Source organism: Mycobacterium shimoidei (genome assembly GCF_900417275.1).
GTDB classification, from domain to species: Bacteria; Actinomycetota; Actinomycetes; order Mycobacteriales; family Mycobacteriaceae; genus Mycobacterium; species Mycobacterium shimoidei.
The window spans coordinates 1,280,906-1,294,405 of record NZ_UEGW01000001.1 but is presented as its reverse complement, the minus strand read 5'-3'; the positions used below and the strand labels follow the sequence as shown (position 1 = coordinate 1,294,405).

Genomic DNA, 13,500 nt, shown 5'->3' with positions numbered 1-13,500 from the left:
CGCAGCCGGATCCGGGCAGCAGAAACACAATGAATGAGTTAGCTCCACGCTTTCGCCAATACCCGCGACAATGATCGAGGAATCCAACGGCACAAAAGCGAACCGCGGCCCAGGTTTCCTGGGCCGCGGTAGCTGTTGGTGCGGTTACCTCACGGGTGATTCGCGCCGTTGTCGCCGGTGATGTTCTTTCCGTCGTTCTGGCCGCTGTCTTGCTGGAAGACACTGCCCTCTTGACCATCGCCGCCGGTCACGCCGGTGCCGGTGCCGCTACCGCCGTTGCCGCCGACGAGGGTGTTGTTACTCGCCGACGGCTCACCGGTGGGAGCACCCGCGTCCGGGTTTCCGGCCCCGACGTTGGCGTCACCGGCGTTCCCACCGGTACCGCCGTCGATACCGTCGCCGCCGATGCCGCCGGTAACGCTGTTGTCGGTGGCGGTACTGGTGCCGTCCAGGGCGGTAATCCGGCTGTCGCCACCTTCGCCGCCCTTGCCATCAGTGCCGTCGCCGAGACCACCGATGCCGCCCTGAGACGTACCGCTGGCCTCGGCAGTGCCGCCGCCTGCTGCGATGCTGGCCTTGCCGCCGACACCACCGGTGCCGCCGTCGGTGCCCAGGCCCCCGTCACCGCCGGTCGACGTACCGTGAGCCGTCCCGCCGGCACCACCCTTGTGCGAACCGAAGAAGTCGGTGATCTTCGAGCTCTGAATGTCAGAGCTACCGCCGGCACCGCCGGTGCCGCCGGTGGTGGCGTCGCCGCCGTCACCGCCGGTGGAGGTGCCATACGACACACCGCCCGCACCGTTGGACTCGAGCTCACCGAAGCCGCCCGTACCGCCCGTGCCGCCGTCTACGGCGTCACCGCCGTTGCCGCCGACGGCAATGGCAGCGTTGTCCGCGGTGCCGACGGTGCCGGCATTGCCGCCCGGGTTGCTGGTGTTGTCGACGACCAGGAATGCGGAGCCGCCGTTTCCACCTGTGCTGCTGGGGCCGGTCGCAGCGCCGCCGTCGCCGCCGGTGGCGCTGGCGTTGGTGATGACGCCGGCCTTAATGCCCACGGCAGCAGCCTGGCCTCCCGTACCGCCCGTGCCGCCGTCGGCGCCGAGACCGCCGACACCGCCCGTGACGGTGGTGTCGGAGATGTTGGCACCGGTGTTGGCGCTGACGTTGGCCGCACCGCCGGTGCCGCCCGTGCCGCCGTCGATGCCGGTGCCGCCGGCGCCGCCCTCGGCGGTGGTGTCGGACACGCTGGCACCGTTGGCGGAGCTGATGCTGGCCGCACCACCGGTGCCCGCGGTCGAGCCGGCGAGCGTGCCGTCCGCCCCCGCGCCGCCGGTGGCAGAGCTGTCAGTGAGAGTGGCGCCACCGGTGCTAACGACGTTGGCCTCGCCACCGGTGCCACCGGCCCCGCCGGCGGCGGAGTCGGTGCCGGCCCCGCCGGCACCGCCGACACCGCCGGTGGCGGTGCTGTTGGTGACGATGCCCGCCGGGCCATAGCCGTTCACCGTTGCGTTGCCACCGGTGCCACCGGTGCCACCGTCGTGACCGGCTCCAGCACCACCGGCCCCGCCGGCCCCGCCGTTACCGCCCCGGGCGGTGTTGTCGGTACCGGCCCACAGGTGGCTATTGCCGCCCGCGCCACCGGTACCGCCGGCAGCACCGTCGGTGCCACCATTGCCGCCGACCCCACCATTACCGCCGATGGCACTGCCACCGGAAAGGGTGCTGGAGGACACCGCGTAGCCGTAACCGCCATTGCCGCCGTCGCCGGCGCCCGTGCCGGTACCGCTGTTGCCGCCGTTGCCGCCGACGCCGTGGCTGCCGGTAACGACGCTGCCGTACTCACCGAAGACAGCACCCCTGCCGCCGTCGCCACCGGTCGCGCCAGCAGCTAGGCCGGCACCGCCCGTCCCGCCGATGCCAACACCATTGGTGACGGTGCCGCCGCTAGGTTGGTAGCCCAGCCCGGCGTCCACCAATCCGCTGCCGCCGCGGCCGCCGGTACCGCCGTTCAGGGCGTAGCCGCCGGTGCCGCCGGTGGCGGTGCCGGTCGCGGTGGCCGCGTGGCCAAGCCCACTGCCAGCCACCACCTGGGCGCTGCCGCCGTCGCCGCCCACGCTGTCGGCGCCGGTGGCCGCCCCGCCGTTACCGCCGGTGGCGGTACCGCTCGCGGCACCCGGGTGCGCTGCGTCGCCGAAGCCGCCCGAGATCCGGCCGAGCCCGCCGTTACCGCCCTGGCCGCCGTCAATGCCCACACCTCCGGTGCCGCCGGTGGCCGAACCGCTCGCGGTGCTGTGCGTGCCGGTGGCGTCGATAATCGCGGCGCCGCCGTTGCCGCTGGTGCCACCGCCAGTGCCGCCGACCCCGCCGGTGCCGCCGGTGGCCGACGCGGCGTTCACCGCGCCGCCCTGGCTGGCCGTGACCGTGGCGGACCCGCCGGTCCCGCCGGCATCGCCGATGGACTCCGTGCTGCCGGCACCGCCTTTACCGCCGGTCCCGCCGGTGGCCGTGACGTCGGTCAGGGTGCCGCCCGTGTCGGCGGACGTCTTGGCCCAGCCGCCGCCGCCACCGCCGCCGCCGCCAAGGCCGGCGTCTTGGGCCGTGCCGACACCGCCGGCACCGCCGGCACCGCCGTCGCCGCCGACCGCACCGGCGCCGTCGGCATCGCCTTCACCGCCGGCACCGCCAGCCCCTCCGTTGCCGTAAGTCCCGTTGTCGCCAGTGGCGCCAGTGTTGCCGCCGTTACCGACGCCAGCGGCGCCACCGTCGCCGCCTTCGCCCACATGGTCACCACCAGTGCCGCCGGTGCCACCGGCGCCGCCATAGCCTTGGCTGTTCGCGAGCTCAAAGTCGCCGTCTGCGCCGACGCCGCCGGTGCCGCCATTGCCGCTGTTGCCACCGACGCCACCGTCACCGCCGTCACCGGCTTGGCCCGCGCTGCCGAATGTTCCGGCAGCCCCGGCGTCACCGCCCTTACCGCCGTTGCCGGCATCGCCGCCGCCACCGCCATTACCACCGGTGGCACCGGCTCCGTCTCCGCTACCCGCGAAGCTGCCGGCCAGGCCCGTGGCGCCGGTACCACCGACTCCGCCGTTACCGCCGACACCGCCTTCGCCGCCGTTGCCGCCGGCGCCGAGGAAGCCTCCCTTGCCGCCCTTGCCGCCGTCGCCGCCGTCAGTACCAGTGCCGCCGTTGCCGCCAACACCGGCGTTGACCCCGGCTACGCCCGGATCGCCGGCAACGCCGGTCCCGCCGGCGCCACCGTTACCGCCATTACCGCCGTGCGAGAACCAAGCGAATAGACCGGCGTCACCGCCAGCACCTCCATTGCCGCCGTCGTCAGTGGCAGTGCCAATGCCGCCGTCGCCACCGTTACCGCCGTTGCCAAAGAAGAGGCCACCGTCGCCACCAGCGCCACCGTCGGCGTTGGCACCGCCATCGCCGCCGTTACCGCCGTTGCCGAACCAGAACGCGTCGCCGCCGTTGCCACCGGACGTCCCGGCCTCGGTGCTATCCCAGCCGTCACCGCCATTACCGAACCAGATACCGCCGCCTTCACCATCGGGGTTGTCCATGGTGCCCTCAGCACCGTTGCAAATCAGGCCGCACGCGCCGGCTGTGGGATCGCCGGCCGCCGTGGGCAGCGCCGCATACCAAGCGTTGAGCTGGTTATCCACGGCGTCGCCGAACGGCGTGCCGATCCAGTTGGTCTCAAACCAGTTGTTGAGCTCCTGCCCGAATGCCATGAACGGATCGGTCCCCGCCACGGCGTTAGCGTCCAGGCCGCCGAGGTTGTCGAAGCCGAGCAGCGAACCCCACGAGGCGGGGTTGAGCAGTGCCTCCAAGCCGCTGACGTCGAAGTCAGGAGCGGTTGCGCTCGCCCAAGCGGTCGGGTCGAAGAGGTCGAACAGGTCCTCAAAGTCGGCGTGTGCCGGCGGTGCCGCGGCCAGCGGGCCTAGCCCGAACGCCAGAAATGCTCCCGCGCTGGCCCCCAGTCCAGCGAGATGTGCACGACGGCGAGACTTCTCCTTGCGTGCTTGACGATTCCGCTTGCTGTGTTGTCCCGCCATTTGTGTGCCTTGCCCTCCCAGAGACATGCTGGAGCGGTCGCTCTCAGTCGCGTTAAGGTAACTCTTAGGTGCACCGTTTTCTCCCAAACGGGACAACTGACCCAAATGTATTTGAACAATCATCTAATTGGCTCCGCACAGCAAACGATGACGATCGATTGTGTCTACAAAGCCGCAGCCCTCAGTGCCTGAGCCAGCAGGAGCATGCAGACTCAGCGAATGTCGGCCAAAACATATCAGTGGGCGGCGGCGACGAGGCCCAGGCGACGTCTAGGGCGTACGTGCGTCCAAGAAACTCTCAGCAATGTCCGTTGCCATCCAGTAGGCGCCCGGGGCCTTCGCTGGGGTCGGGGGCACCCCGGAATTGCGCGGTCCGCTAGGCATGAATCATTTGCAACACAGGAAAGTTCGCGCGGCGAGCCATCGTTTCACCGTGTGTGTCCTAGCCGCTTGAACCGCGGGCGTCCATCCGCATACCGCCCAGTTCAATGTGAACCGGTAGCCGCTGCGGCGGTAGCACAGCAAATGGAATTCCAATCGATCACACAGGTTGTCATCGGGAATCTACGCAGGGCCGCCGGAGCAGCAACTCTGCCGCTGTAGCCCTACATGCAACGCGCGATCAGGGCCTTGGATCCACGGGGGCGTGCTAGCAAATGGCCGTGCTGATCGCCGCTGCTACTGTACGGCGACGTTCCTTATCTAGGAACTGGGACGCTGGCCCCAGATTCTGGATCCTTCCAGCACCTTTCACAGGTCGGCTGTACCAGTCGAAGGGCGTCTCTGCTTCCAGTGGCCACGCAATCCATCGCCTAACCCGCCGAAATGGGCACCCACAGGCCAGTCATCGCGCACTGTCGGCAATACCCGCGCCAATGGTCGAGCAACTAACCGGTCAAATAGCGAACCGCGGCCCAGGGAGGGGAAACCCGGGCCGCGGTCGCCGTTGGCGCTATTACCTCACGGCTGATTCGCACCGTTAGCACCGGTAATGGTGTTTCCGTCCTTGTGGCCGCTGCCCGGCTGGAACACAACAAGCCCTTGACCGGCGCCGCCAGTGTTCCCGGCACCCGTACCGCTACCGCCGCTGCCGCCAACGACCGTGTTGTTACTCGCCGACGGCTCACCGGTAGGAGCACCCGGATCCGGCCTCCCGGCCGCGACGTTGGCGTCACCGCCGATGCCCCCGGCACCGCCGTCGATACCGGCGCCACCGTCGCCGCCCGTGACACTGTTATTGATGGCGGTGCTGGTGCCGTTTAATGCCAAGATCCGGCTGTTGCCTCCAGCGCCACCCTTGCCACCAGCGCCATCGCCAGTGCCACCGGTGCCGCCCTGCGACGTGCCGGCCGCCTCCGCGTCCTCACCGCCCGCGGTGATCCTGGCATCGCCGCCGACACCACCGGTGCCGCCGTCGGTGGCGTCACCGCCGTCACCGCCGGTGGACATGCCGTGGGCCGTCCCACCAGGACCGCCCTGGTTGGGACCGAGAAGGTCCGATACGACGGAGCTCGAGATAGAAGCGTTACCGCCGCGCCCGCCCTGGCTGCCGGAGCCGGTGGCGTCACCGCCGTTGCCGCCGGTGGAGGTGCCGTACGACAACCCACCCGCACCGCTGGACCGGAGCTCACCCACGCCGCCGCTGCCGCCATGGCCGCCGTCGGTGGCATCACCGCCGGCGCCGCCGATGGCAACCGCAGCGTTGTCAGCGGTGCCGACGGTGCCACCCGGGGCCGAGCTGTTGGGCCTGACGAGCAGGACGCCGAGGCCACCGTTACCACCGACGCTGCCAATACCGGTGGCATCGCCGCCGGCGCCGCCGGTGGCGCTGGCGTTGGTGATCGCGTTGGTGACGCCGCTGGTGCCGGGAGTCGCCTCAACATTGACGTCACCACCGGCGCCACCCGTGCCACCGTCGGCGCCGACACCGCCAGCACCGCCGGTCGCGCTGACGTCGGTGATGATGCCGAAGCTTGCCTCCATATTGGCGTCACCACCGGCGCCACCTGTACCACCGCCGGTGCCAACGCCGCCGGCCCCACCCTCGACGGTGCTGTCGAAGATCCAGCCACGCTCGGTAGCGCGCATGATCGCGTTGCCGCCGTTGCCGCCGTTGCCGGCTGTCGAGCCGGCAACCGAGCCGTCCGCGCCCGCGCCGCCGATGGCAGTGCTGTCCGTGACGCGGGAGGCCCCAACGCCACCGATGGTCGCCCGTCCACCGGTGCCGCCGTTCGCCCCGGCGGCGCTGTCGGTGCCGTCACCGCCGTCCCCGCCGGCCCCGCCAGTGGCGGTGTTGTTGGCGACGATGTCGGGTTGATTGCCGTCGATGTTGGCCCTGCCGCCGGCGCCACCAGCACCACCGTCATGGCCGGCTCCGGCACCGCCGTTACCGCCGGACCCGCCGTTACCGCCCATCGACGTGTTGTCGGTGCCCCCACGCAACTGCGCGGCGCCGCCCGCGCCACCGGTGCCGCCGAGAGCGCCGTCGGTGCCACCGTTGCCACCGACTCCGCCGTTGCCGCCGATGACAATGCCGCCGGAGATGCTGCCCCTTCTCGTCAGCACCAGCGCGTACCCGCCCTTCCCGCCACCGCCGGCGCCTGCGCCGGTGCCGCTGTTACCGCCGTTGCCACCAGTGACCTGGGTGCCGGTAACGACGCTGCCCGACGTGACGGAGAAGTTGGCTGCACCGCCGTCGCCACCGGTAGCGCCGGCGGCCAAGCCCGCGCCGCCAGCGCCGCCGGTGCCGACACCGTCGATGATGGTGCCGCGGTCGCCGGTTCCGGCACCGAGCAGTGCGCTGCCGCCGTTGCCGCCGGTGCCACCGTTCAGGGCGTAACCGCCGTTGCCGCCGGTGGCCGTGCCGGTCGCGGTACCACGGCCGTCGGCGCCTCCGGCCTGCAGGGTGCCCGTGCCGCCGTAACCACCAGTGCTGCCGATGCCGGTTGCGTCGCCACCGTTCCCGCCGATCGCGGTGCCGCTGACCGAACTGTCGCGGGCGGCGTCAAGTACCGCCCCTCCGCCGTCGCCGCCGTGGCCACCGCCGGTGCCGACACCCCCGGTGCCACCGGTGGCCGAGCCGCTAACGGTGCCGTCCGCACCGTTGGCCGAAATGAGCGCCGCTCCGCCGTGGCCGCTGATCCCGCCGCCGGTGCCGCCGGCCCCACCGGTGCCGCCAGTGGCAGAGGCGTCGTTGACTACGCCACCATTAGTGGCGCTGACCGTCGCGGAGCCGCCGGTCCCGCCGGCGCCGCCGACGGTTTCGGTGCTACCGGCACCGCCGACCCCGCCGGCCCCGCCGGTGGCGGTGACGTCGTCGGCCAGCACGCTGTCCGCGTCGGCGGATGTCTTGGCCCAGCCGCCGCCACCACCGCCGCCACCGCCCAGGCCAGCTGCTTGGGCTGTGCCGACACCACCGGCGCCACCGGCACCGCCCTTGCCGCCGACCGCTCCGGTGCCGTCGGCATCGCCTTGACCGCCGGCCCCGCCGGCGCCGCCATTGCCGTGAATTCCAAAGGCGCCGTCGTTACCCGCGGTGCCGCCGTTACCAGCGCCAGCGGCGCCGCCTCTGCCGCCGTTGCCCACATGACCACCGCCGGCCCCGCCGGTTCCCCCGGCCCCGCCATTGCCATTGCTGTTCGGATTGTCAAAGTCGCCGGCCGCGCCGACACCGCCATTGCCGCCATTGCCGCTGTTGCCACCAGCACCGCCGTCACCGCCGTCACCGGCTAAGCCCGCGGTCCCGAAAATGCCTGCGGCACCGGCATCACCGCCCTTACCGCCGTTACCTCCGGCACCACCGCCGCCACCGTTACCGCCGGTGCCGCCGGTGCCGTCTCCCTTGCCCGCGAAGCTGCCGTCAATACCTGTGCCACCGTCGCCGCCGTCACCGCCGTCACCGCCGTTACCGCCTTGGCCGCCGTTACCGCCGGCGCCGAAGAAGCCGCCCTTACCCCCCTTGCCGCCGTTACCACCATTGGTGCCACCACTACCGTTGCCACCGGCACCGCCGTTGGACCCGGCTACACCGGCAGCCCCGGCCACGCCGTCACCACCGGCGCCACCGTTACCGCCGTTACCGCCATGCGAGAACCACGCGAACGCACCCGCATCGCCACCGGCACCACCGTTACCGGCGGAGATCAAGGCGGTACCGGCGCCACCGTTACCGCCGTCGCCGCCGTTACCCCAGAACAGGCCGCCGGCGCCACCTGCACCACCATCGGCGCCGACACCACCGTCGCCGCCGTCACCGCCGTTGCCGAACCAGAATGCGTTGCCGCCGTCGCCGCCGTCGACACCAGCCTCGGTGCTATCCCAGCCGTCACCGCCGTCACCAAACCACAGACCGCCATCTTGGCCATCCGGGCTTTCCATGGTGCCGTCGGCGCCGTTGCAAATCAGGCCACATGAGCCGGCCATGGGATCGCCAGCCGCTGCGGACAGCGCCGCATACCAAGAGTTCAGCTGGTTGTCGATCGCGTCACCCAGTGGCGTGCCGATCCAGTTGTTGACAAACCACTCGTTGAGCTCCTGCCCGAACGCCAAGAACGGATCAGTGCCCGCGGTCGGGTTAGCGTCCAGGCCGCCGAGGCTGTCAAGCCCGAGCCATGACTCCCACGAGGCCGGATTCAGCAGCGCCTCCAAACCGCTAACGTCGAAGTCAGCGGCAGGCGCGCCCGCCCAGGCGCTCGGGTCGAACAGGTCGAACAAGTCCTCGAAGTCGGCGTGTGCGGGCGGTGCTGCCGCCAGCGGGCCCAGCCCGAACGCCAAAAACGCCCCCGCACTAGCACCCAGTCCAGCGACACGTGCGCGACGACGAGCCTTTCCCTTGCGAGTTGGACGATTCCGCTTGTTGCGCTGACCAGCCATTTTTGTGTTGCCTCCCAATGCCGCAGGAACGACGCCTCTCAGCCGCCGTTAAGGTAACTATTAGCGCAATTTTGGCCATTAAGCGAGACCCGTAAGTGAGATTTTTTGGGGAGGTCGGCTATTGCTTCTGGGATAGCAAATTAGGCTCTATATGCTACATGCTATTTTTTTGCAATTAGCATTTTATTCGATCGAATAGTGCAGTTACAGCAAAAAGCGCTGCACTGGGCGGCTGTGGGTCGCACGCGGACGCAAACGTCTTACAGATTCTTAGTCCCACCCACGGCAGAACCATCTTGTCGACTCACACCAACAACGTTGCCGCACAGGCGAAATACCTGATCAGCGGCTAGGCATGATCTCGCCTGGGTGGCGCCGCAATTGGCAACATGCGTCCGATCGTCTGCATTCGCGATGGCCAAAGTACATCAAATTGTACGAAGTCGGGTCGATTGTGCGCCGAACCAGAACTCGAAGCCCGCATTGAGCATTCGTCGGTCGGCGCGCTGCAGCCGATTGCGCAGCAGGATCCGGGCAGCGGACGCAATGAATGCAGGCAAGTCATCTGCACGCTGTCGCTAATACCCGCGACATGGTCGAGCAATTAAGGCCTCGAAAGCAAACCGCGGCCCAGGAGAAGGGGAACCTGGGCCGCGGTAGCTGTTGGTGCGGTTACCTCACGGGTGATTCGCGCCGTTGTCGCCGGTGATGTTCTTTCCGTCATTCTGGCCGCTGCCTTGCTGGAAGACATCGACCTCCTGACCATCGCCGCCGGTGTTGCCGCTGCCGGTGCCGCTACCGCCGTTGCCACCGACGAGGGTGTTGTTACTCGCCGACGGCTCACCGGTGGGAGCACCCGCGTCCAGGTTTCCGGCCCCGACGTTGGCGTCACCGGCATTGCCGCCGACACCGCCGTCGATACCGTCGCCGCCGATGCCGCCGGTAACGCTGTTGTTGGTGGCGGTGCTGGTGCCGTCCAGGGCGGTGATGCGGCTGTCGCCGCCGGCGCCACCCTTGCCATCAGTGCCGTCGCCGAGACCACCGATGCCGCCCTGAGACGTACCGCTGGCCTCGGAGGTGCCACCACCGGCGGCGATGCTGGCCTTGCCGCCGACACCACCGGTGCCGCCGTCGGTGCCGAGGCCGCCGTCACCGCCGGTTGACGTGCCATGAGCCGTCCCGCCGGCACCACCCTTGTCCGGACCGAAGAAGTCGGTGATCTTCGAGCTCTGAATGTCAGAGCTACCGCCGTCACCGCCGGTGCCGCCGGTGGTGGCGTCGCCGCCGTCACCGCCGGTGGAGGTGCCATACGACACGCCCCCCGCACCGTTGGACTCGAGTTCACCGAAGCCGCCCTTGCCGCCATGGCCGCCGGAGACGGCGTCACCGCCGTTGCCGCCGACGGCAATGGCAGCGTTGTCGGCGGTCCCGACGGTGCCGGCATTGCCGGTCGGGTTGCTGGTGTTGTCGACGACCAGCCAGCCGGCACCACCGTCACCACCTGTGCTGCCGTTGCCGGTCGCAGCGCCGCCGTCACCGCCAGTGGCGCTGGCGTTGGTGATGACGCCGGCGTTGCCGGCGAAGGCACCAGCATCGCCGCCCTTACCGCCCGTGCCGCCGTCGACGCCGAGGCCGCCGGCACCGCCTGTGACGGTGGTGTCGGAGACGCTTCCATCGCTGGTGGCGCTGATTCCCGCGGCACCGCCGTCGCCGGCGGTCGAGCCGGCAAGCGCGCCGTCCGAACCAGCGCCGCCGGTGGCGGAGCTGTCACTGACGTGCGCACCGTTGCTGTTGATGTTGGCCGCGCCTCCGGTGCCGCCGTCCGCGCCAGCCGCGCTGTCGGTGCCGTCACCGCCGGCCCCGCCGGCTCCGCCGGTGGCGGTGCTGTTGGTGACGACGTCGGGGTCGCCGGAGCCGTTGATGCTGGAGTTGCCGCCGGTGCCACCGTTGCCGCCATTGTTGCCGGCTCCGGCACCGCCGTTACCGCCCGCACCGCCGGCCCCGCCGGTGGAGGTGTTGTCGGTGCCCACCCACAGCTGCGCGTTGCCGCCGTCACCGCCGTTGCCACCCAGAGCCCCGTCGGTGCCGCCGTTCCCGCCGACCCCGCCGGCCCCGCCGGTGGAGACACCACCGGACACCGTCCGCGCCGAATCCAGGTAGCCGTAGCCACCCTTACCGCCGTTGCCCGCGCCGGCGCCGGTGCCACTGTCACCGCCCGCGCCGCCGATGGCGGTGCCGTTGGTGGTGGTCGCGCCGTACTGGCCGATCACAAAGCCCCGGCCGCCGTCGCCGCCACTGGCGCCATCGAAGCCGTCACCGCCAGCCCCACCGGTACCGGTGCCGTTGATGACCGTGCCGCCGCTCGGGGCACCGCCGGTACCCGCGCCGACGATGCCGTCACCGCCAGCCCCGCCGTGGCCCCCGTTGCTGCCCGCGCCACCCGCGCCGCCGGTGGCAGTACCCGTCGCGGTAGCACCGGTGCGGCCGTATCCGGTGTCGGATATGAGCCGCCCGCGGCCGCCGTCACCGCCGGTGCTGCCCGTGCCGGTTGCGTTGCCGCCCGTACCGCCGACCGCGGTACCGCTGGCTGAGCTGTTGGGGGTGTTGCTGTAGCCGCCCGCGATGATGGCCGCTCCGCCGTCGCCGGCTTGGCCGCCGTTGCTGCCGACACCACCGGTGCCGCCGGTGGCCGAACCGCTGGCGGTGCTACCCCAACCGGAGGCCGAAATCAGCACCCCTCCGCCGTCGCCGCTGGTGCCACCGCCCGTGGCCCCGGCTCCGCCGGTACCGCCGGTCGCGGAGGCGTTGTTCACTGCACCGCCATTTCTGGCTATGACCTCGGCCGAGCCGCCGGTCCCACCGGCGTCGCCGATGGCGTTTGTACTGCCGGCACCGCCTTTACCGCCGGTTCCGCCGGTGGCGGTGACGTTGGTCAGCGTCCCGCCAGTTTCGGTGGACGTCATGGCCCAGCCGCCGCCACCACCGCCGCCGCCGCCAAGGCCGGCGTCTTGGGCCGTGCCGACACCGCCGGCGCCACCGGCACCACCCTTGCCGCCGACCGCACCATCACCGGAGGCAGCACCCTGCCCGCCGGCCCCGCCGGCGCCGCCGTTGCCGTGAATCCCGTAGGCGCCATCGTTACCCGCGGTGCCGCCATTGCCGGTGCCAGCGGCGCCCGCTTTGCCGCCGTACCCCACGTGGCCGCCGCCGGATCCGCCGGTGCCCCCGGCGCCGCCATAGCCGTTGCTGTTCGGGTTGTCTAAGTCGCCGGCCGCGCCGACCCCGCCAGTGCCGCCATTGCCACTGTTGCCGCCGGCGCCGCCGTCACCGCCGTTGCCGCTGTTGCCCGCGAGGCCGAAGATGCCGGCAGCCCCGGCGTCACCGCCCTTGCCGCCGTTACCGCCGTCGCCGCCGCCACCACCGTTGCCGCCGGTGCCACCGGTGCCGTCTCCGCTACCCGCGAAGCTGCCGGCCAGGCCCGTGGCGCCGGTACCACCGACTCCGCCGTTACCGCCGACACCGCCCTCGCCGCCGTTGCCGCCGACGCCGAGGAACCCGCCGGTGCCACCCTTTCCGCCGTTACCGCCGTTGGTGCCGTCGCCACCGTCGCCGCCGGTACCGCTGTTGACCCCGAGTACGCCCGGATCACCGGCAACGCCGGTTCCGCCGGCGCCGCCGTTACCGCCATTACCGCCGTGCGAGAACCAGGCGAATAGTCCGGCATTGCCGCCGGCACCACCGTTGCCGCCGTCGAGGCCGGCAGCAGCATCGCCGGCGCCGCCGTTACCGCCGTCACCGCCGTTGCCGAAGAAGAAGCCACCGTTGCCGCCGGCACCACCATCGGCGCCGGCGCCGCCGTCGCCGCCGTTACCGCCGTTGCCGAACAGGAATGCGTTGCCGCCGTCGCCGCCGTCGACACCAGCCTCGGTGCTATCCCAGCCGTCACCGCCGTTACCGAACCAGAGGCCGCCACCTTGACCGTCAGGGCTCTCCATCGTGCCGTCGGCACCGTTACAGATGAGGCCGCACACGGTAGTGGGGCTGCCGGCCGCTGCCGCCAGTGCCCCGTACCAGGTGTTGAGCTGGTTGTCGATCGCGTCACCCAGTGGCGTGCCGATCCAGTTGTTGACAANGCCGCCGTCGACACCAGCCTCGGTGCTATCCCAGCCGTCACCGCCGTTACCGAACCACAGGCCGCCACCTTGACCGTCAGGGCTCTCCATCGTGCCGTCAGCACCGTTACAGATGAGGCCGCACACGGTAGTGGGGCTGCCGGCCGCTGCCGCCAGTGCCCCGTACCAGGTGTTGAGCTGGTTGTCGATCGCGTCACCCAGTGGCGTGCCGATCCAGTTGTTGACAAACCAGTCGTTGAGCTCCTGCCCGAACGCCAAGAACGGGTCGGTGCCCGCCACGGCGTTAGCGTCCAGTCCGCCGAGGTTGTCGAAGCCGAGCAGCGAACCCCACGAAGCCGGGTTCAACAGCGCGTCCCACGAGGCCGGGTTCAGTAATGCCTCCAAACCGCTGGCGTCGAAGTCAGCGGCAGGCGCGCCCACCCAGGCGC

3 protein-coding genes are annotated in these 13,500 nt (G+C 70.7%); all 3 read right to left on the bottom strand.

Annotated features, from left to right (window positions below; translation table 11 throughout):
- Positions 1 to 149: 149 nt before the first annotated feature.
- Positions 150 to 4,067, bottom strand: coding sequence for a PGRS repeat-containing protein (locus tag MSP7336_RS24450; RefSeq protein WP_181786596.1), 3,918 nt, complete (start codon positions 4,065 to 4,067; stop codon positions 150 to 152).
- Between the two features lie 960 nt (positions 4,068 to 5,027).
- Entirely contained in the window at positions 5,028 to 8,840 is a 3,813-nt protein-coding gene (locus MSP7336_RS24445) for a PGRS repeat-containing protein (RefSeq protein WP_181786594.1), read from the bottom strand.
- A gap of 776 nt (positions 8,841 to 9,616) precedes the next feature.
- Positions 9,617 to 13,162: a PGRS repeat-containing protein gene (locus tag MSP7336_RS24555; RefSeq protein ID WP_483403568.1), complete on the bottom strand. Its 3,546-nt coding sequence runs from the start codon at positions 13,160 to 13,162 to the stop codon at positions 9,617 to 9,619.
- Positions 13,163 to 13,500 lie beyond the last annotated feature (338 nt).

Excerpts from the sequence above, each read along its gene's own strand:
- MSP7336_RS24450 (WP_181786596.1), bottom strand. The coding sequence starts at position 4,067 with ATGGCGGGACAACACAGCAAGCGGAATCGTCAAGCACGCAAGGAGAAG.